The following is a 20,692-nucleotide window of genomic DNA, read 5'->3' as shown; positions in this document are numbered from 1 at the left end:
GGCGGCGCGGCCGTCCTCGCGGACGCGCTGCGCGGCCGCAACCTCGTCATCGGCTCGCTCGTCGTCGCGCTCGTCGTGCTCGCGGGCATCCTGGCCCTCGTCCTGAACAACGGCGGCGGCGCGGACGCGAAGGGCGGCGACAAGGGCGCGTCGTCCGGCGCCACGGCCGGCGCGGACGACAAGAACGCCGGCAGCGGCGACAAGGACGCCGACAAGGGCGAGGACAAGGGCTCCGGCGACGACAAGAAGCCCTCCGGGAGCGCGTCGGCGAGCGACTCCGCGTCTCCCGGTGAGAGCGCGAGCGCCTCGACCTCGCCGAGCGGTGACGCCGAGGGCAAGTCGGGCACGGCCGCCAAGGAGACGTACAAGCACTCCCAGGGCTTCTCGATCGGGCTGCCCAAGGGGTGGAAGTACGTCAGGACGGAGGCGGCGGGGGCCCGTTTCACCGGGCCGGACGGGCAGCGGCTGCTCGTCGGCTGGACCACCTCCCCCAAGTCCGATCCGGTCGCGGACTGGCAGAACCAGGAGCGGGGCATGCGCCGCCCCCAGTACCACCGGGTGCGCATAGCTTCGGTCGACTACCGGGACTGGAAGACGGCCGACTGGGAGTTCACGTACGCCGACGGCGGCACGAAGTGGCACTCGATAGACCGGGGGACCGTGGTGAACGGCTCGCTGGGATACGGGCTGATGTACACCGCCAAGGACTCCGACTGGGGCGGCGAGCAGCGTAAGACGACCTGGAAGACATTCACACAGACGTTCAAGCCCAAGTCCTGAACCAGTGGGCCGTGTGGCACGTATCGTGAATGTTTGCGGACCGTGCGCAGTCGCTCGGCAGAGCCGGTGGAACAGGGGGAGGCGTCGTGGACGAGTACGCGGGGCGGGTGCTCGCCGGCCGATATCGGCTGCCGGTTCTCTCCTCCGACGCGTACGAATCCTCGGCCGAGACGCGGGCCTTCGACACGTACAGCGGGCAGGAAGTCCTCGTGCGGCAGGTGCCGTTGCCCGAGGTCGTCGAGGCGGAGGTCCTTGACGCGGACGGACTGCCGGAAGGTTTCAGGCCCGGGGGCGATACGGGGCTTGAGGCCGCCGAGCCCTCCGTGGCGCGCGCCGTCGAGGCCGTGCAGGCCGCCGCGCGCATCCCCGACCACCCCCGACTCGACCAGGTCTTCGACGTGTTCGCCGAGGGCGGTTCGCTGTGGATCGTGAGCGAACTGGTGGCGGCGCGGCCGCTGTCGGCGCTGCTCGCCCGTGGGCCGCTCAGCCCCTACCGGGCCGCCGAGATCGCCGCCGACGTGCTCACCGCGCTGCGGGCGCTGCACGCGCACGGCTGGGTGCACCGGAACGTCACGGCGCGGACCGTGCTCGTCTGTGACGACGGGCGGGTAATGCTGACCGGGCTCGCCGTCGGGGCGGCGGAGGAGGCGTTGTGCGGGTACGACGTGGTGCCGGCCTTCCCGGAGGAGGCGGAGGACTCCGTCGGGGAAGCGGAGGCCGTGCCGGAGGCGGGGGATTATCGGGCGGCGCGGGCCGGGGCGGTTGCCGCGTATCGCGCGGGGGCGGTGGCGGGACGTGCGGCGCCGTCGGGTGCCGCGTTGCCCGTTCAGCCGTCCCGCTGGCGGGAGTTGATACCCGAGGGCGATGGGGATCACGACTCGGGGCTCCGCCCCGGACCCCGCGCCTCAAACGCCGGCGGGGCTGGAGTTGCCGGCGGGGCTGTCTCGGCCGAGCGGTCCCGGCAGGTGCGGATGACCGTCGTCGGGCCCGTCACCGAGCGGTGGGCGCCCGAGCAGGCCTATCCGGTGCAGGAGAACTGGCAGTTGGCGGCGCCCGTCGGGCCCGCCACCGATCTGTGGGCCCTCGGCGCGCTGCTGTTCCGCGCCGTCCAGGGGCACGCCCCGTACCCGGAGGAGTCGACGCCGGAGCTGGTGCAGATGGTGTGCGCCGAGCCGCCCGCGTTCGCGGAGGAGTGCGGGCCGGTGCGCCCGGTCGTCGAGTCGCTGCTGCGCCAGGACCCCACCGAGCGGCTCGACATCGAGGAACTGCGCGGCTGGCTGCGGTCGTTGGTGCGCTCCGCGCCGGAGCCGGAGGCCGGGGCGAACGTCATCCCCGCGCCCGCCTTCGATGCGGGCCGGCTGCCCGTCGTACGCCGCAGGGGAGAGCTCGTCCGCAAGCGCCGGGTGCGGGCTCCGGCCGCCGCGGGACAGCACGGCCGGCACAAGCGGGGCCGGGCCGTTGAGCGCGCGCCGCGTCCCGCGCGTGCTCCCCGTGAGCGGCGTCCGAGATCGCTCGGTCGCTGGCTGGTGGTGCTGATCCTGCTCGGGCTCGTGGGCGCGGTGGCGTACGCGATGGTGTTCATGCCGAAGTCGGGCCAGGGCGCGGGGGCCGGGGCGGCGGGCGCCCAGCAGGAGAACGCGGGGGCCGGGCCCTCCGCTTCGTCGGAGAGTCGCGGAAAGCCGTCGCCGGAGCCGTCGAAGAGCGCCACATCGCCTGCGGGCAAACGGAGTTCGACGCCTTCCTCCACCAAGCCGCAGTCCGACGTGGCCCCCGGTTTCGTTCTGCGCGAGGACGCCGCGGGCTTCGAGGTGGCCGTCGCCAAGGGGTGGCAGCGGACGGGGAAGAACGGGCGGGGGCAGGTCGTGTACGCGCACGGCGCCTTCGAGATGATCGTCGTCCCCGGGCGCGACTCCACGGCCACGTACGGCAAGGACCCGATGAAGTACCAGCGTGAGGACGAGCACGAGTTGCAGCCGTTCCGGGACTCCACGTGGGCCACGTCGAGCGGCATGAAGAGCATCGACGTCGGCGGACGGACCATGGCCGAGGGGCAGTTCACCTGGCAGGGCTCCGACGGGCGCGAGATGTACGTCCGCAATCTCGCGATGGTGATCGGCGGCAAGTACCACGTGGTGCAGGTGCGCGGCCCGGAGGCCGAGCGGGACGAGGTAACACGGCTGTATCAGCAGGCGTACTCGACGTATCGCCACGGTGGTTGAGCCCGCGACAAAGCGTCACAGTGCGGTCTCTGTGCCACCCCTGCTGTTCCTTGCGTGGCATCTGATCCCTAGTGTGAACCGGGTCGACACATTAGCGGGGAAACGTGAATCAGATGCAGGGCGAGGTCCTCGCCGGCCGGTATCGGCTCGGTGAATCCATAGGGCGCGGCGGCATGGGCCGGGTGTGGCGCGCGCACGACGAGGTGCTGCACCGCGCCGTCGCCGTGAAGGAGCTGACGGCCGCTCAGTGGGTGGCCGAGGCGGACCGGGCCGTCCTGCTCGCCCGTACGCAGACGGAGGCGCGCGCCGCCGCCCGGATCAACCACCCGGCCGTGGTCACCGTGCACGACGTGCTGGAGCACGACGACCGGCCGTGGATCGTCATGGAGCTGGTGGAGGGCCGCTCGCTGGCCGACGCGGTCAAGGAGGACGGGCGCGTCGCTCCGGCCGAGGCCGCCAGGATCGGCCTGTGGACGCTGCGGGCGCTGCGCGCAGCGCACACCGCGGGTGTGCTGCACCGGGATGTGAAGCCGGGCAATGTGCTGCTCGCCAGCAACGGCCAGGTCAAACTGACGGACTTCGGCATCGCCCAGGTCGAGGGCGACTCCACCATCACGCGGACCGGCGAGATAGTCGGCTCCGTGGACTACCTCGCGCCCGAGCGGGTGCGCGGCAACGAGCCGGGGCCCGCGTCCGACCTGTGGGCGCTCGGCGCGACGCTCTACACGGCCGTGGAGGGACTCTCCCCGTTCCGGCGCACGTCGCCGATCGCCACGATGCAGGCCGTCGTCGAGGACGAGCCGGAGCCCCTGGAGAACGTCGGGGCGATCGGGCCCGTCATAGGCGCGCTCCTCAGCAAGGACCCGGCCGCGCGACCGGACGCCGACGCGGCGGAGGCGATGCTCGCCGAGGCGGCGGAGGGCCGCCGGCCGAACGCGGCGCAGGCGTATGTCCCGACCCAGGTCCACGTCCCCGCACAGCCGACCGGCTTCACGCCGCCCCCGCCGACGCCGATGAGCACGGCGGACACCACCACGGTGGTTCCCCCGACGCCCACTCCCGCCGCTGCCCCCGCCCCGGCTCCCTCGACCGCCGCGAAGTCGCGCCACTGGCCGAAGATGCTCGCCGCCGTCCTGGCCGCCGTGCTCATCGGTGGCGGAGGCGCGCTCGCCGCCATGTACTACGTCGACCAGCGTGCCGCCGAGAGCAGCGACGTGGCGAAGGATCAGAACAAGGGCCAGAACAACGATCAGAACGCCGGGAGCCAGGACGGATCCGACGGCAAGGACGAGACGGTCCCCAAGGACGGTTCGATCCCCGACAGCTGGGTGCGGCGGGACGACGTCGAGGGGTTCAGCCTGATGCTGCCGCCCAGATGGGAGCGGCAGCAGGAGGGCTCGCAGATCGACTACACGCCCGACGGCGGGCAACGGTTCGTCCGTATCGCCATCGACAAGGCCTCCGACTGGCAGGACTCGTACCAGCACCAGCTGGACCTGGAGAAGGGGCTGCGGCCCAAGCTGCCGGACTACCAGCGGGTGCTGCTGCAGTCGAACACGTTCCGGGACCGGCCCGGGTCGCTGTGGGAGTTCACCTGGACCGCAGGGACGCAGGACACGACGTCCGGACCGCGGCACGCCATCGAGCAGACCTACCGGGCGGACGACGGCACGGAGTACGCCATCTATCTGTCCGTGCCGGCGGCGGACTGGCCCGGCGCGCGCCAGCAGTTCGACGCGATCTTGCGCGGGTGGCGGCCCCCGCAGAGATAGCCAGGTGAGGGCCCCTGGCCGGAACCGTGCAGTCCCGGTGAACAAGCGTGCGGCATGATGGGGCGCATGGGGACCGAGGGGGACAACACCCGTGTCATCGCAGGGCGTTACCGGCTTGAGGTCAGGATCGGGCGCGGTGGCATGGGAGTTGTCTGGCGGGCCGCGGATACGTTGCTCGGGCGGCAGGTCGCCGTCAAGGAACTCGCCGTCGACGAGACCCTCTCCGATGACGAGGCGCAGCAGCAGCGGGAGCGGATGCTGCGCGAGGCGCGGGCCGTGGCCCAGCTTCAGCACCCGAATGTGATCGTCGTGCACGACGTGGTGCTGTACGAGGGGCACCCGTACATCGTCATGGACCTGGTGAACGGCGACTCGCTCGCCGACCGCATCGCCAGGGAAGGCCCCGTCGAGCCCCTGGAGGCCGCCCGGATCGGGCTCGCGCTGCTCGGCGCGCTGCGCGTCGCCCACGCCGCGGGCGTGCTGCACCGTGACCTGAAGCCCGCGAACGTACTCCTGGAGGGCTCGACGGGCCGGGTCGTCCTCACCGACTTCGGGATCGCCCAGGTGGAGGGCGCCACCACGCTCACCGAGACCGGCGGGTTCGTCGGCTCGCCCGAGTACACGGCGCCGGAGCGGATGGCGGGGGAGCGGGCCGGAGCCGGGGCCGACCTGTGGTCGCTCGGGGCGCTGCTCTGCGCGGCCATGAGCGGCGAATCCCCGTTCCGCCGCGACTCGTTGGGCGGCATCCTGCACGCCGTCGTCTACGAGGAGATAAGACCGCCCGAGGAGGCGGAACCGTTGCTCCCGGTGATCCGCGGCCTCCTGGAGCGGGACCCCGCGCGCCGGATGAACCTGGACGAGGCCGAGCGGCTGCTGCGCGCGTACATCGCCACCGGGGCGACGCCGCAGCCCGCGGTCCCCATCCCGCTCGTGCCGCGGGTGCTCTACACCCCGACGCAGCACAACGTGCCGGCGGCGCGGCGCAGGCGCGTCGTGTCGACCCGGGCGCTGCTCGTGGCGGCGGCGCTGGTGGCCGCGGTCGCGGGGGCCGGGATCGCCACCGCGGTGCTGCTGGCCGGTGACAACGGCAAGACGCCCACGCCGCCGCCGACGACCACCGTCTCCGCCTCGACCCGTACGCCGTCGCCCTCCGGCTCGCCGACCTCCACCGTCACCGTGACCCGGCCGGGGAGCCGGACGCCGGACGCCGGGGCCCCGCAGGGCTATCGCACGGTCGCGGACCCCGAGGGCTTCCGGCTCGCCGTGCCCGAGGGGTTCACGCGCTCCGTGGACGGGCCGCGGATCTTCTACATGTCGCCCGGGGGGACCTACCGCATCGGCATCAAGGCGGGGCGCGCGGAGAGCGGCGGCCCCGGCGCCGTGCAGCGGCGCTCCGACGCCGAAGGGCCAAAGAACAACCCGGGCTACCGCGCGGCCAAGGTCACCGACACCTCGCACAACGGGCACGACGCCGCGCTCTGGGAGTTCACCTGGGACGGGTTCAGCGACACCGAGGGCGCCCGGCGCACCGTCGACCTGTGCTGGGAGGAGGGCGGCCGGATGTACGACGTGTGGGTCTCGGCCCCCGTCGGCAACACCGCGCGGGCGCGCGCCCACTTCGACGCGGCGGTCGACACCTTCGCGGTGGCCCGGCGCTGAGGGCGGGCTCGCATCAGCGTGGTCACAACTCCGTGATCCCAGTGGTCCCAGGTGTCTCCCGCGCGATACCTATGGACCCATGAGTGACAACGGGGGAGCCGCACGCGGCCCGAACGAACCCACCAGCTTCGCCCTGCAACCGCCGCAGCATCCGCACGTGCCGCACCCGGGCAACCCGTACGCCCAACCTACGGACGCCCAACCCACGGGCGCCCAGCCCGCGCAGGTCGTGGCCGAGCAGCAGGACCCGGGCACGGGGCGACTCGTGGCCGGGCGCTACCGGCTGCTGAGCAAGCTGGGCCACGGCGGCATGGGCACGGTGTGGCGGGCGAAGGACGAGACGGTGGACCGCGAGGTCGCCGTGAAGGAGCCGCGCCTGCCGGACCACCTGCCGGAGCGGGAGCGGGCCAACGCCTTCGAGCGGATGCGCCGCGAGGCCCGCGCCGCGGCCCGGCTCGACCACCCCTCGGTCGTGAACGTGCACGACGTGGCCGTCGAGGACGGTCAGCCGTGGATCGTCATGGAGTTCGTGCGGGGCCGCTCGCTCGGCGCCGCCCTCCAGGAGGGCACGCTCGGCGTCCGCGAGGCCTCCCGGATCGGCCTGGAGGTGCTCGGCGCCCTGGAGGCCGCGCACGCCGCGGGGATCCTGCACCGCGACGTGAAGCCGGACAACGTGATGCTCGGCCGCCACGACCGCGTGATCCTCACCGACTTCGGCATCGCCCAGATCGAGGGCGAGACGAATCTGACCGACACCGGCGGCTTCGTGGGATCCCCCGAGTTCATCGCCCCGGAGCGGGTGCTGGGGCAGCGGCCGGGACCGTCGTCCGACCTGTGGTCGCTCGGCGTCGTCCTGTACGCGGCGACCGAGGGCGTGTCCCCGTTCCGCCGCAACAACACGCCCGCCACGCTCCAGTCCGTGCTGAACGCGACACCGGCCGCGCCCGCCGCCGCGCAGGGTCCGCTGGCCGACGCCATCAACGGCCTGCTCCAGAAGGACCCGGCGCGCAGGCCCAACGCGGCGCAGACGCGCGTCCTCTTGGAGAAGGCCGCCGAGCCCCCGTCGCAGGCGCCGACCCAGGTCGTCCAGATCGGCTCCGCCCAGGGCGGCCTGCGCCTGGGCCGCAAGACGCTGCTCGGTATCGGGGCGGGCGTCGTGGTGATGGCCGCCGCGGCGTACCTGGTGCTCGCGAACCCGTTCGCGGGACCGCTGCCGGACGGCTGGAAGGAGTTCGAGGCGGGGGCCCCGCTGAACACGACCCTCGGGCTGCCGGATTCGTACGTCCCGATCCCGGACGAGGACGACAAGTCCGTGATGACGTACGCGGATCCGAGCGGCGCGATCACCGTGAACCTGGCGCGCTGGGACCACAAGGAAGAGACGTCCGACATCGCGGGGACGGCCGACGCCGAGGCCTTCAAGGACTCCGACGACATCAAGGGCGGCACGTTCAGCGGCGCCGGGGTGTCGATGTCGAGCGACACCCCGAGCACCAGCAAGACGAACGCCGACGTCACGTACAACGACCGCGACGCCGCGCTCAACACGGTCACGTACGGCGTGCGCGGCATCGGCACGGACTTCGAGAAGGATCTGCCGCGCGAGGCGAAGGCGTTCTACTACAGGACCAAGGCCGGTGACATGTACCGGCTGTGGGTCGACTACCCGGGCAAGGGCGACATCACCGAGCGTGGTCGTGAGGTCGCCAGGACCGCCGTCGACAACCTGGGGATCAAGAAGCTCTGAAGCAGCGGACGTTGGCGGCAAAGCCCTGATCAGCGGCTTTGTCGCCAGCGATCACTGGCGCGGTGTGTGCACTCGGTGAAACCTGTTACCGACGGGTACCGAAAGCGGACGCCCGGACTTACGCTCGCCGGTATGACGCAGTCGCAGGCCACTCCCGAGCACGTAGACGAGAAGACCCGCACGAACCCGGTCGCGGCCGCCCCCGAGGGTGCCCGCACGGCCGTCGACGTGGTCACGCCCGACCTGATCGCCCGCCTCACGCGGGACGTGGTCGGCTCGGGGCGGACGGCGAACCACACGCCGTTCACCGGCGAGAAGCTCGCGGACCTGCCGGAGTCGACGCCGGAGGACGTGGCGGAAGCGTTCGAGCGGGCCCGTGCCGCCCAGGAGGTCTGGGCGAAGACGCCGGTCCGCAAGCGCGCCGCCGTGCTGCTGCGCTTCCACGACCTGGTGCTGGCCCGCCAGGCCGAGGTGCTCGACCTGATCCAGCTGGAGACCGGCAAGGCCCGGCTGCACGCGCACGAAGAGGTACAGGCCGTCGCGGTCGCCTCCCGGCACTACGGCCGCAAGGCACCGGCGTACCTGAAGCCGAAGGGCCACACGGGCGCCGTCCCGACGCTGACCAAGGTGACGGAGCTGCGCCAGCCGCGTGGTGTCGTCGGCCAGATCGCGCCGTGGAACTACCCGCTCGAACTGTCGGTGGGCGACGCGCTCCCCGCCTTCGTCGCGGGCAACGCGGTCGTCATGAAGCCCGACACGGAGACCTGCCTGACCGCCCTGTGGGCGCGCGACCTGCTGATCGAGGCGGGCCTGCCGTCCGAGGTCTTCCAGGTCGTGCTCGGCGAGGGCCCGGTCGTCGGCCCCGAGCTGGTCAAGCACGCCGACTACGTCTCGTTCACCGGCTCGACCCGCACAGGACGCGAGGTCGCGCAGGGCGCCGCCGCGCGCCTCGTCGGCGTCTCCCTCGAACTGGGCGGCAAGAACGCCATGTTGGTCCTCGAGGACGCCGACGTGGAGAAGGCGGCGGCCGGCGCCGTGCGCGCCTGCTTCTCCTCCGCGGGCCAGCTGTGCATCTCCATCGAGCGGATCTACGTGCACGAGTCGATCGCCGACGCGTTCGTGGCCCGGTTCGCCGCCCGCACCAAGGGGATGCGGCTCGGCCGCTCCCTCGCGTACGGCGCGGAGATGGGCTCGCTCGTCGGGCAGCGGCAGCTGGAGACGGTGACGCGGCACGTCGACGAGGCCGTCGCGAAGGGCGCCACGCTCGTCGCGGGCGGTCGGGCGCGCCCCGACATCGGCCCGTACTTCTTCGAGCCGACGATCCTGGACGGCGTCGAGGCCCCGATGGCGGTCTGCAACGAGGAGACCTTCGGCCCGGTCGTCTCCATCTACCGCTTCAGCGACGAGGAGGAGGCCGTCTCGCTGGCCAACTCCACGACGTACGGCCTGAATTCCTCGGTCTGGACGAAGAGCGCCAAGCGCGGCCACGAGGTCGCGGCCCGCCTGCGTACCGGCACCGTGAACATCAACGAAGGGTACGCGCCCGCGTACGGCAGCGTGCAGTCGCCCATGGGCGGCATGAAGGAGTCCGGACTCGGCCGTCGGCACGGCTCCGAGGGCATCCTCAAGTACACCGAGGCCCAGACGGTCGCCCACCAGCGTGTGATGCCGATGGCCCCGTCGTTCGGCATGGACGACGAGGCGTACGCGAAGTTCATGAGCGTGAGCCTGTCGGTGATGAAGAAGTTCCGCCTGAAGTAGCCAACGGCCGCTCCAACGTACAAAGTTCAAAGGAGAACGCACACGTGACGCAGGACGGCTACGACTACGACGTGTTGGTCATCGGCTCCGGCTTCGGCGGATCCGTGTCCGCCCTCCGGCTCGCCGAGAAGGGCTACAAGGTCGGAGTCCTCGAAGCGGGTCGCCGCTTCACCCCGGCCACCCTCCCCAAGAACTCCTGGGACCTGAAGAACTATCTCTGGGCCCCCAAGCTCGGCATGTACGGCATCCAGCGCATCCATCTGCTCGGGAATGTCATGGTCCTGGCAGGCGCGGGGGTCGGCGGTGGTTCGCTGAACTACGCCAACACCCTCTACGTACCGCCGAAGCAGTTCTTCGACGATCCGCAGTGGGCGCACATCGCGGACTGGCAGGAGGAGTTGAAGCCGTATTACGACCAGGCGCAGCGGATGCTGGGCGTGCGGCTCAACCCGACGATGAGCCCCGCCGACGTGCACCTGAAGGCGGCGGCCCAGTCGATGGGCATCGGCGACACCTTCCACCTGGCACCGGTCGGCGTCTTCTTCGGCGACGGCAAGGACGCCGAGGGCGAGTCGCGGGCCGCCCCCGGCACGCAGGTCGAGGACCCGTACTTCGGCGGCGCGGGCCCCGCCCGCAAGGCGTGCACCGAGTGCGGCGAGTGCATGACGGGCTGCCGGCACGGCGCGAAGAACACCCTCAACGAGAACTACCTGTACCTCGCCGAAAAGGCGGGCGCGGTCGTCCACCCGATGACCTCGGTCGTCTCGGTGACCGACGACTCGCGCGGCGGCTACGCGGTCGCGACCCTGGCCACGGACGACAAGAAGGCGGCGGGACGCACCTTCACCGCGCCCAAGGTCATCGTCGCGGCGGGCACGTACGGCACGCAGACCCTGCTGCACCGGATGAAGGCGAACGGCCAACTGCCGCACCTGTCCGAGCGCCTGGGCGAGCTGACCCGCACCAACTCCGAGGCCCTGGTCGGCTCGCAGACCACGAACCGCCGCTACAAGAAGAAGCACGGCATCGAGAAGGCCGACTTCACCAAGGGCGTCGCCATCACGTCCTCGATCCACCCGGACGCGAACACGCACATCGAGCCGGTCCGCTACGGCAAAGGCTCGAACTCGATGGGCGGCCTGTCGATCCTCCAGGTCCCGTACGCGGAGGGCTCGTCGAGGGTCGCGGGCTGGGTGGCGAACGCGGTCAAGCACCCCATCCTGGTGGCCCGTTCGCTCTCCAACCGCCGCTGGTCGGAGAAGACCATCATCGGCCTCGTCATGCAGTCCCTCGACAACTCGCTGACCACGCACCTGAAGGCGGACGGCGTCGGCAAGGGCCTGCTCACCGCGCGGCAGGGCCACGGCGCCCCCAACCCCAAGCAGATCAAGGCCGCGACGGAGGGCGCGTCGGCGATCGCGGCGGAGATCAACGGCTTCGCGGGCTCGAACATCGGCGAACTGATCGGCACCCCGCTCACCGCCCACTTCCTGGGCGGCTGCCCCATCGGCGACAGCGCGGACACCGGCGTGATCGACCCGTACCACCGGGTCTACGGCCACCCCGGCATCTCGGTCGTCGACGGCGCCGCGGTCACCGCCAACCTCGGCGTGAACCCGTCCCTGACGATCACGGCGCAGGCCGAGCGGGCCCTGTCGTACTGGCCGAACAAGGGCGAGGAGGACACCCGGCCGGAGATCGGCTCCGCGTACCGGCGGCTCGCACCCGTCGAGCCGAAGAGCCCGGCGGTCCCGGCGGAGGCCTTCGGCGCACTGAAGCTCCCGCTGCTCGCGGTGCCCGCGGTGCCGCCCAAGAAGGAGCCATCGCAGTCCAGTTGACCGCTCGCGGCGGCACGAGCGACACATGAGAAGGACCCGCACCCCCCTCCGAGTGCGGGTCCTTCTTGTACGTACGTACGGCTACGCCTCGTTGCTCACTTTGCGGCGACGCACGGCGTACATGACCCCGCCGCCCGCCACGACGGCGAGACCGGCGGCCGCGCCGAAGACCGGCAGCACGGAGCCGGCCCCGGTCGAGGCGAGCGAGCCGCCGACCGGGGTGCTGCTCGACTGCGGCGACGGGGCGTTGGACGCGGAGGCCGACGCACTGGCCGTGGCCGAGGCCGAGGCCGTGGCCGAGGCCGAGGGCGAGGGCTTCGGCGAACCGGTGTGGCCGCCGGCCGGCGGCACATGGCCGGTGGCGGTACCGGCGGCGAGGATGTCGAAGTCCCAGTACGCGTCCTCGGGCACACTGGCGCCGCACACGCCCTCGGGGTCCACGCTCACCGCGAGGGCGAGCGCGGCACCGGCGCCTGCCGGGGTCTTCGCGTCGACCGAGATGCGCAGCTTCACGTCGGAGTGCGCGCCACGGGCGAGGGGCCCTGAGGCCGGGAACGACGCGTCGTGGTCGACGTTGTTGTCGAGGTCCCGCCACGCGGTCCCGTCGAACCACTGAAGGCGCAGATACCGGCTCGTGTCCGCCTCGTCCTCGTACGCGAAGGAGAACGCGTACACCTGCGCCCGGGCCGACGCGAAGTCCTGGTCGGTCATGTTCGTGACGCGGAACGTGAAGCCGTGCCAGCCGGAACCGGCGACGATCTTCGACGGGAGTCCCCGCAGCTCGGCCAGCGTCCCGGGGCTGTTCTCGGCCGCGGTGCACTCGTCGGTCGGCTCGGTCTTCTCAGACTTCTCGGTCTTCTCGGTCTTCTCGGTGTCCGCCTTCTTCGCCTTCGGCGCCGCGGGCCTCGACGAGGTCGGGCCGGGCGAGGCGGTGGCCGAAGCGGAGGGGCTCGGCGAGGCGGTGGGCGGTTCCCCGTCCGCGAACGCGGCAGGGGCGGACAACAGGGCGATCGGAGCGAGCGCGGCGGTTGCCGCCGCCGACACCAGTGCGCGACGAAGTTTCATCGGGTCCTCAGAGGCTGGGAGATTCCGCTGAAGTGACCCGCGATGGCCAAAAAGGGTTGTACGGAGGCCGGTCGGCCTCGGGCGTCCCCGAGGCCGACCGTTCTCTGGTGTGACCGGGCTGCTGTCCCCTGCCGTCCGGTCACTTGTCTGGAGCGAGGTCCCACGACGTACGGCATGACCGATACGTCTCAACGCTCCAGCGGAGCCACGCGTGGTTCGGTTGGCCCGCCCCTGGCTGGCACGGACACCGGGACCAACGAAGCCTGTGCCAACGGGTCACGCGCCGTATGGGTGAGGACGCGACCGAACTGAGGTGCCCCGCCGGTCAGACCCGGCCCCGGGACAGTTCGAGCAGCGTCATGGCGAGCTCGGTGCCGGGCTTGCCGAGCGCGTCCCTGTAGCGCCCGAGCACCTCGTTCTCGCGCGACAGGTGCACGCGCCGCCCACCGGAGGCGATCCGCGCCTCCTGGACGACGGCGGAGACGGCCATACGTTCCTGGACGAGGCCGATGATTCGGTCGTCGAGCGCGTCGATGCGTTCGCGGGCGCCGGAGATGACGGCGGTGGCGGTTTCGGTGGCGATTTCGGTGGCGGTCATGGGAGCTCCTCGGGTGCGGTGGGGGAGCCCCGGACCGGCAGGACCCGGAAACGCCAGACGCCCCGGGCCTTGTCGGCCCGGGGCGCCTGGTGAAGTCGCTTGTCAGTTGCTCAAGCAGCACGACCATGGCACCCGGCGGGCCGGCTGCCATAGGTAAAGACGAAGGTCGTGTGCGTGAGCATGGGGTCACTATAGCCCCTGCGGCGTTTGAGCAGCGGGGTCCGGGGCGGAGCCCCGTGGCCGGAGGAACGTACGACCCGACCCGGTAGAATCGGCCGAACGACCCCACCGCTCAGCCGCCGGAAGGCAACCCGTGTCATCAGCGACTTCCGCTGCCGCCGCCCCCGACACCGTCCTGGTCGTCGACTTCGGTGCGCAGTACGCCCAGCTCATCGCCCGCCGCGTCCGTGAGGCCCGGGTCTACAGCGAGATCGTGCCGAGCACCATGCCGGTCGCGGAGATGCTCGCCAAGAACCCGGCGGCGATCATCCTCTCCGGCGGCCCCTCGTCGGTCTACGCGGAGGGCGCCCCGCGCCTGGACCGCGCGATCTTCGAGGCCGGCGTCCCCGTCTTCGGCATGTGCTACGGCTTCCAGCTGATGGCCACGGCCCTCGGCGGCACCGTCGACGACAACGGTGCCCGTGAGTACGGCCGCACCCCGCTCGTCGTGTCGAAGGGCGACTCGACGCTCTTCGAGGGCACCCCGGCCGAGCAGCCCGTGTGGATGTCGCACGGCGACGCCTGCTCCGCGGCGCCCGAGGGCTTCACCGTCACCGCGTCCACGGACGTCGTACCGGTCGCCGCCTTCGAGAACGACGAGAAGAAGCTGTACGGGGTCCAGTACCACCCCGAGGTCATGCACTCGACGCACGGCCAGCAGGTCCTGGAGCACTTCCTGTACCGCGGCGCCGGCATCGAGCCGAGCTGGACGACCGGCAGCATCGTCGAGGAGCAGGTCGCCGCGATCCGCGCCCAGGTCGGCGACAAGCGCGCGATCTGCGGCCTGTCCGGCGGCGTGGACTCCGCGGTCGCCGCGGCCCTCGTGCAGAAGGCCATCGGCTCCCAGCTGACCTGCGTGTACGTCGACCACGGCCTGATGCGCAAGGGCGAGACCGAGCAGGTCGAGAAGGACTTCGTGGCCGCGACCGGCGCGAACCTCAAGGTCGTCGACGCCTCCGAGCGGTTCCTGAACGCGCTCGCCAGGGTCTCCGACCCCGAGGAGAAGCGCAAGATTATCGGCCGGGAGTTCATCCGCGTCTTCGAGCAGGCGCAGCTGGAGATCCTCCAGGAGGACGGCCCGGAGGTCGCGTTCCTCGTGCAGGGCACGCTCTACCCGGACGTCGTCGAGTCCGGCGGCGGCACCGGCACCGCGAACATCAAGTCCCACCACAACGTGGGCGGGCTCCCCGACGACATCGAGTTCGAGCTCGTCGAGCCGCTGCGCCAGCTGTTCAAGGACGAGGTCCGCAGCGTCGGCGCCGAGCTCGGTCTGCCGGACGAGATCGTCCAGCGCCAGCCGTTCCCCGGCCCCGGCCTCGGCATCCGTATCGTCGGCGAGGTCACCAGGGACCGCCTCGACCTGCTCCGTGAGGCCGACGCCATCGCCCGCGAGGAGCTGACCACGGCCGGCCTCGACCGCGAGATCTGGCAGTGCCCCGTGGTCCTGCTCGCGGACGTCCGCAGCGTCGGCGTCCAGGGCGACGGCCGTACCTACGGCCACCCGATCGTCCTGCGCCCCGTCTCGTCCGAGGACGCCATGACGGCGGACTGGACGCGGATGCCGTACGACGTGCTCTCGAAGATCTCGACGCGGATCACGAACGAGGTCAAGGACGTCAACCGGGTCGTGCTCGACGTGACGTCGAAGCCGCCGGGCACCATCGAGTGGGAGTAGTCCCCACGCCGTGACCGTGTGAGAGTGCCGTCCACCTTCGGGTGGGCGGCACTTTCGCTTACGTACGCTTCATGACCCGGACCGCCTCACCCGGCGTCCAGACCTGCACCACCAGGTACTTGTCGTCCTCGATGTACGTCCTGGTGACCTCGGTCGGTTCGGTGCGGAACAGGTGGAAGTCGTCGGGGTCGGGGACGGGAACCTGGTCGGTGTAGCGGGAGATGGTCGCGGCGTCCTCGACCAGGTACGCCCGGCCGCTGATCCGGACGTCGCCGCCGCCCATGGTCATGCCCTCGCCCGGGTTCGCCTGGATCGCGAACCGTGGGTCGCGCAGCAGATCGCGGGCCTTGAGCGAGCCGGGCATCATGCCGAGCCAGAACTCCCCGTTCAGGAACCGGACCTCGATGCCGCTGGTGCGCGGCGAGCCGTCCCTGCGGAGCGTGGCCAGGACGTGGTGGACGTGCTGTCCGAAGCGGTCCTCGACGGTCTTGGCGAGGTCCGGTTCGGCTTCGGTGAAGGTGGCCCAGGTGGTCGCGTTCGACGTCATGGAGCCAGTCTCGCGCGCAATCCCGACGTCCTCTGTCCGGTATCCCCGCGCGTATCGCCGCATTCTTTTCACACGTCGGCCCTGTCACCTTGCGGTTCGCGGAGGTACCTTCCGCACCATGTCGACGCAGAACCCCGCCCCGATACCCCACGACCAGCTCCGATTCGCGATGCCGCCCGTGCACGAGAATTACGCCGACGAGCGCAGGTACCGCAAGGAGCGGCTGGCGGGCGCTCTGCGCATCTTCGGCCGGTTCGGCTACGAGGAAGGGGTCTCCGGGCACATCACCGCCCGGGACCCGGAGTACGACGACTGCTACTGGGTCAATCCCTTCGGCGTGCCCTTCAAGCACGTCACGGTCGGCGACCTCGTCCTCGCCAACGGGGACGGGCAGGTCGTGGACGGCCGCTTCCACGTCAACCAGGCCGCCTTCACCACGCACGTCGCGGTGCACCGGGCCCGCCCCGAGGTGGTCGCGGTCGCGCACTGCCACTCCACGTACGGCCGGGCCGTGGCCGCGCTCGGCGAGCTGGTCGAGCCGATCACGCAGGAGGCCTGCGCGTTCTACGAGGATCACGCGCTGCTCGACGAGTACACGGGCGTCGGCGTGGACCCGGAGGAGGGCAAGCGGATCGCCGTCGCCCTCGGCTCGAACAAGGCGCTCGTGCTGCGGGGCCACGGGCTGCTCACGGTGGGCGACTCGGTGGACGCGGCGGCCTGGTGGTTCATCGCCATGGAGCGGGCCTGCGAGGTGCAGGTGGCGGCGCGCTCGGCGGGGCGTCCGGTGCTGATCGACCGGCGGCAGGCGATGGCGACCCGCGAGCAGACGGGCAGCGACCTGGTGGGCTGGATCAACTATCAGAGCCTGTGGCAGGACATCTCGCGCAGCGAGCCGGACCTGTTGTCCTGACCTCGTTGGGCAGCCGGTGATCAGCGGAAGTCGCGCAGCACCACCCGTTTCGTCATCGCGAACTCCTCGTCCGTGAGCACGTCCTGGCGGTGCAGCTCGCCCAGCTCCCGCAGCCGCCGCAGCAGGGCGTCGTGGTCGGCCCGCCGGGGCAGCAGCGGGGGAGTGCCGCGGGGCGCCGAGGGGTGCGGGAGCCGGGCCGTGACCGCCGCGGCGACGAGGGCGGTCAGCAGGTCCTTGCGGGCGTTGCCCCACAGGTCGAGGGCGTACGGGTCCTTCTCCGCCGGCAGCTTGGAGTACGGGGAGCCCTTGGGGACGAAGCGCAGCACCCCGTCCTCGTAGCCGGAGCCCGGGACCCACTCCACCTCGGCGAGGTCGTCGAGCGCGATGATGCGGGGGCCCGTGGAGCGCTTCACCCGGTCCGAGGTCTCGCTCCAGTCGATGCGGACCCGGCTGCCGTCGAAGGAGACGAGGCCGTCGCTGGAGCGCACCGATACCGGCACGGCGGGGCCCGGGACGAGATACGCGTCGGCGGGGCCCGGCGGCAGCTGTTCGAGCAGCAGGGCCTGGCGGATCTCCTCGGCGACGTACTCGGCGACCCCGGAGCGGTCCGCGTCGACCGTGAGCCGGTACGGGTCGGCGGTGTCCGGGAGACGGCCGCCGGTGGCCTGGAGCAGAGGGTCCGCGGCCTCGCGCAGAGTGAGGCGGAGGCGGCCGCGTCTGCGCTCGGGTTCGTAGGCGACACCGGCGACGGCGGTGAGCGGTACGTCGATCTCGCCGTAGGTCTGCCGCAGCAGGGCGACCGACCGGTGCAGACCTGGGGTGATGCGGATCGTGGTCCCGTCGAAGGCCCAGGTTCCGTCACGCTGGATGATCTCGGCCATACGGAAATTCTCGCAGCGACGTCAACACTTCGGTCAATGCAGGTCAAAGCCATTCACCCTTGAGGGGTGAGCCCGTGCGACGGCGCGCCCCCGGCGTGCGGCACAATTCCCCTTCAAGGTGCGGTAGTTGACGAGGGTGGGGCGGCGGCAGTGGCGGTGCAGGAAGCGCGGAACGACCGGATGGCGCACGAGGGCGGGTGCACCTGCGGCGACTGTCCGCGCGGGGCGCGCGAGGGGCACCGCAGGGCGGTCGCCCGATTCGCCGCGAAGCGGGACGAGTTGGCGGCGGGCCAGGGCCTGCCCGCGGCCGTCGCGCACTCGGCCGGGGCGTCGCGGCAGTGGATCTCCGACGAACTCACCCAGTCCGCCCGGGCGATGGCCGACCGCGGCCGCGAGGAGGGCGTGGCCTGGTTCACCCGGCTGTGGCCGCGCACGCTGTACGTGGTGTGGGGCGGCGTGACCGCGCTGCTGATCGGCCAGTCGCTCACCGCGATCGGCGCCGGCTGGACCGCCGCCCGCACGGCGGGACTCGTGGCCGCGCTCGTCGTGGGCGCCCTGCTCACCGTGGCCGGGTATCTGCACCGGGCGCGCGGCGGCGTGCTCGCTCCGCTGATCGGCGAGGACAACCGCCTGTCGACCTCGCGTGCGGTGGCGTGCGGCGTGCTCCTGCCGACCCTGTACGCGGTCCTCGTCCTCGCCGGTGAACTGGCGCTCGCTTCGGGTCCCGCGCGACGTGACGCGCTCATCGACGGACTCGAACTCGCGCGCGGGGCAGGCCTGTTGACGGTGCTCGCGGTGGTGTGCGCGGTGGCCGTGCTCGTACGGCGGGTGGTGGGGGTCCGCGTCGGCGGGCAGCGGCTGCAGAAGCTGCGGGCGCCGCGGCCGCGCGCCGCCGACCTGCTCACCGACGACTCCGGGCGCGGCAGCTTCACGGACATCCAGTACGTCGCCGTGGGCGCGGCCACCGTCGTCTGGGCGACCGTCCGCCTCGCCCGCCGCCCCGACCAGCTGCCGGACCTGCCGTGGTCCCTCGCGGTCCTGGTGGCGGTGTCCGCGGCGACGTATCTCGCCGGCAAGTACGCGGAGGGCGGCCGCCCGGCGATCCTCTCCGTGGTGCGGGCGCGGGAGGCCGGCGACCTGGACGCGCCGATCCGCACGGGCGACGACATCGAGATCCGCGGCACCGGGTTCGTGCCGCCCGGCGCGGGCACCGTGGACCAGCTCGCGCGGGTCGCCGTGCGGATTGGCCCGGTCCACGTCCATGTGCCGCTCGTCCCGGTCCCCGGCGGCTTCACCAACCCGACCGAGGCGCTGCTCACCGTGCCGGTCCCGGTGGACGTGGAGCCGGGGCGGGTCGAGGTGCAGGTGATCACGGCGGCGGGCGTCGAGACGAACCGGTGCGGCATCGACGTCGTCGACTGAAGCGGCCGATCGGCTTCCGTACTGAGCCGGGGCGTGCTCTCGTACGTATGGTCAGGTAAAGACACCAGGCGCGAGAGGCGGCGGAGCGGCTATGGCGCACAGCATGCGATCCGACCTGACCACGAACTACGGCCCGCCTCCCGGCGACTGGCGCGACACCGCCCAGCGGTACGCCCTCGTGCCGCTGCGCATCTTCCTCGGCGTCACGTTCATCTACGCCGCCTTCGACAAGCTCACCGACAGCGCGTTCTTCAAGGCCAGTGGGGGCGGCTCGATCGGCGACCAGATGCGGGGTGTGCGGGACAGCTCCGCGATCCCGGCGCTCGTCGACCTCGCCCTGAGGTCGCCGTCCGGGTTCGGCTACGCGATCGCCTTCGGCGAGCTGGCGGTCGGCATCGGCACGCTCCTCGGTGTCCTCACGCGGCTCGCGGCGGTCGGCGGGGCGCTCATCTCGCTGAGCCTGTGGCTGACGGTGAGCTGGGCGACGGAGCCGTACTACCTCGGGAACGACTTGGCGTATCTGATGGCGTGGCTGCCGCTGGTGCTGGCGGGGGCGGCGGTGTGGTCGGTGGATGCGTGGTGGCGGGGGCGAAGGTTCAGGTCGTCCGAGTACTGAGGCGGCGAGTCACCTATTGAGCCCCGCCTTGGGACGAGAGCCAGCGGGGTCCGGGGCAGCGCCCCGGGAGCGCAACCCCATCATGCGCCGAACCGTCCCGACGACCGCCGCAACGCACAGCCCTCCGCACACCAGCGGGATCCCCACGAACCACGGCGCGTCCCACGCGCCCCCCGCGTCGCCGAAGTAGACGACCGCCGTCGTCATCAGGACCAGGCCCGCGATCAGCCGACCCGGATGGAATTCACTTCGCACGGTCCACCTCCACCTGTCCGAGCCCCACCTCTACGTGCACCTCGATCGTGCCGGAGGCCTTGTCGCCGTCCTTGGCGCCCGGCGGCGCGAGCGTGACGGTCTGCTGCTGGTCCGGGCGGACGTCCACGTCGCGCGACGGATCGCCGGGCAGCCGGATGTCCCCTACGCCGACCTCCGCGTGCAGCCGCGCCGTCTCGTCCGCGGGCAGCACGATCCGCACCTTGCCCGCGCCCACCTCCACATGCGTGGCGAGGGTCTTGCCGTCGGCCACCGACACCTTGGAGAGGTCGAGCGTGCCGACGCCCGAGCCCAGTTCGTAGCTCGGCCGCACGTCCGCGGCGCGCGCGGGCGTCCAGTCGGTGCGGGCCCACTCCGTGCTGATGTTCGCGGGCAGCGCGGCGGACGCCGTGAGCAGGCCCGCCGTGATCAGCGCGAGGAGGATCGAGCCGACGCCGGTGCGGCCGCGGAAGGCGCTCACCGCGATGCCCAGGCCGAACACGGCGAGCGCGCAGGCGAGTCCGGTCTGCAGGCCGGCGCCGAGGGTGCGCTCGCCCCACGTCACGCCGGTGCCGATGGCGCCCGCGATCAGCGCGCCGAGGAACGTGAGCGCGCCGATGCCGCGCGGCCCGGTCGGCTGCGGCTGGGCGGCCGGCCCGGCGGCGACGGGCCCGCGCCAGGAGCCGAACCGCGCTGCCGCCGGGCGCTCCTCGACGCCCGGCGGGCCCCAG

At 71.9% G+C, this 20,692-nt stretch carries 14 protein-coding genes and 2 pseudogenes; 11 read left to right on the top strand and 5 right to left on the bottom strand.

Annotation, left to right across the window (positions count from 1 at the left end; genetic code table 11):
- The 7 genes and pseudogenes from OKJ99_RS43715 to OKJ99_RS43685 all read left to right on the top strand — a co-directional run.
- A pseudogene (locus tag OKJ99_RS43715) lies at nucleotides 1–780 on the top strand (serine/threonine-protein kinase); the annotation flags it as partial.
- Nucleotides 781–866: 86 nt separating this feature from the next.
- Nucleotides 867–2,999 carry a protein kinase gene (locus OKJ99_RS43710; RefSeq protein ID WP_326024265.1) on the top strand — a complete coding sequence of 711 codons (2,133 nt, stop codon included), beginning with the start codon at nucleotides 867–869 and terminating at the stop codon, nucleotides 2,997–2,999.
- 113 nt (nucleotides 3,000–3,112) lie between these two features.
- The gene (locus OKJ99_RS43705; protein WP_326024268.1) at nucleotides 3,113–4,771 is read left to right on the top strand and encodes a serine/threonine-protein kinase; all 1,659 of its coding nucleotides are present in this window, start codon (nucleotides 3,113–3,115) and stop codon (nucleotides 4,769–4,771) included.
- Nucleotides 4,772–4,837: 66 nt separating this feature from the next.
- Complete coding sequence (locus tag OKJ99_RS43700) at nucleotides 4,838–6,430, top strand: serine/threonine-protein kinase (RefSeq protein ID WP_326024264.1); 1,593 nt, start codon at nucleotides 4,838–4,840, stop codon at nucleotides 6,428–6,430.
- A 79-nt stretch (nucleotides 6,431–6,509) separates the two neighbouring features.
- Nucleotides 6,510–8,177 (top strand): serine/threonine-protein kinase, encoded by a 1,668-nt coding sequence (locus tag OKJ99_RS43695; protein ID WP_326024263.1) that lies wholly within the window; start codon nucleotides 6,510–6,512, stop codon nucleotides 8,175–8,177.
- Between the two features lie 132 nt (nucleotides 8,178–8,309).
- A complete protein-coding gene (locus OKJ99_RS43690) occupies nucleotides 8,310–9,938 on the top strand; it encodes a succinic semialdehyde dehydrogenase (RefSeq protein WP_326024262.1) in 1,629 nt (542 codons plus the stop codon).
- A gap of 44 nt (nucleotides 9,939–9,982) precedes the next feature.
- Nucleotides 9,983–11,776 carry a GMC family oxidoreductase gene (locus tag OKJ99_RS43685; RefSeq protein ID WP_326024261.1) on the top strand — a complete coding sequence of 598 codons (1,794 nt, stop codon included), beginning with the start codon at nucleotides 9,983–9,985 and terminating at the stop codon, nucleotides 11,774–11,776.
- A gap of 81 nt (nucleotides 11,777–11,857) precedes the next feature.
- On the opposite strand, the gene OKJ99_RS43680 is transcribed toward OKJ99_RS43685, so the two are convergent.
- Both OKJ99_RS43680 and OKJ99_RS43675 read right to left on the bottom strand, forming a co-directional pair.
- A complete protein-coding gene (locus OKJ99_RS43680; RefSeq protein ID WP_326024260.1) occupies nucleotides 11,858–12,841 on the bottom strand; it encodes a hypothetical protein in 984 nt (327 codons plus the stop codon).
- Nucleotides 12,842–13,166: 325 nt separating this feature from the next.
- Nucleotides 13,167–13,439 (bottom strand): chorismate mutase, encoded by a 273-nt coding sequence (locus tag OKJ99_RS43675; RefSeq protein ID WP_326024258.1) that lies wholly within the window; start codon nucleotides 13,437–13,439, stop codon nucleotides 13,167–13,169.
- 313 nt (nucleotides 13,440–13,752) lie between these two features.
- On the opposite strand from OKJ99_RS43675, the gene guaA reads away from it, so the two are divergent.
- Nucleotides 13,753–15,333 (top strand): glutamine-hydrolyzing GMP synthase, encoded by a 1,581-nt coding sequence (gene guaA, locus OKJ99_RS43670; protein ID WP_326024257.1) that lies wholly within the window; start codon nucleotides 13,753–13,755, stop codon nucleotides 15,331–15,333.
- Nucleotides 15,334–15,391: 58 nt separating this feature from the next.
- Here the strand turns inward: guaA and OKJ99_RS43665 are convergent, their stop codons facing one another.
- A complete protein-coding gene (locus OKJ99_RS43665) occupies nucleotides 15,392–15,880 on the bottom strand; it encodes a pyridoxamine 5'-phosphate oxidase family protein (protein WP_326024256.1) in 489 nt (162 codons plus the stop codon).
- Nucleotides 15,881–15,998: 118 nt separating this feature from the next.
- On the opposite strand from OKJ99_RS43665, the gene OKJ99_RS43660 reads away from it, so the two are divergent.
- On the top strand, nucleotides 15,999–16,790 hold the full coding sequence (locus tag OKJ99_RS43660) for a class II aldolase/adducin family protein (RefSeq protein WP_326024254.1): 792 nt from the start codon (nucleotides 15,999–16,001) through the stop codon (nucleotides 16,788–16,790).
- A gap of 20 nt (nucleotides 16,791–16,810) precedes the next feature.
- On the opposite strand, the gene OKJ99_RS43655 is transcribed toward OKJ99_RS43660, so the two are convergent.
- On the bottom strand, nucleotides 16,811–17,671 hold the full coding sequence (locus OKJ99_RS43655) for a DUF4429 domain-containing protein (RefSeq protein WP_326024253.1): 861 nt from the start codon (nucleotides 17,669–17,671) through the stop codon (nucleotides 16,811–16,813).
- Between the two features lie 150 nt (nucleotides 17,672–17,821).
- On the opposite strand from OKJ99_RS43655, the gene OKJ99_RS43650 reads away from it, so the two are divergent.
- Both OKJ99_RS43650 and OKJ99_RS43645 read left to right on the top strand, forming a co-directional pair.
- A complete protein-coding gene (locus OKJ99_RS43650) occupies nucleotides 17,822–19,093 on the top strand; it encodes a hypothetical protein (protein WP_407700887.1) in 1,272 nt (423 codons plus the stop codon).
- A gap of 91 nt (nucleotides 19,094–19,184) precedes the next feature.
- A complete protein-coding gene (locus tag OKJ99_RS43645; RefSeq protein WP_407700886.1) occupies nucleotides 19,185–19,709 on the top strand; it encodes a DoxX family protein in 525 nt (174 codons plus the stop codon).
- A 244-nt stretch (nucleotides 19,710–19,953) separates the two neighbouring features.
- On the opposite strand, the pseudogene OKJ99_RS43640 reads toward OKJ99_RS43645, so the two are convergent.
- Nucleotides 19,954–20,692: pseudogene (locus OKJ99_RS43640) on the bottom strand (hypothetical protein); the annotation flags it as partial.

The organism is Streptomyces endophyticus, from assembly GCF_035798155.1.
GTDB lineage: Bacteria > Actinomycetota > Actinomycetes > Streptomycetales > Streptomycetaceae > Streptomyces > Streptomyces endophyticus.
Note: the sequence above shows the minus strand (reverse complement) of the source record. Positions and strands in the feature narration are given on the sequence as shown.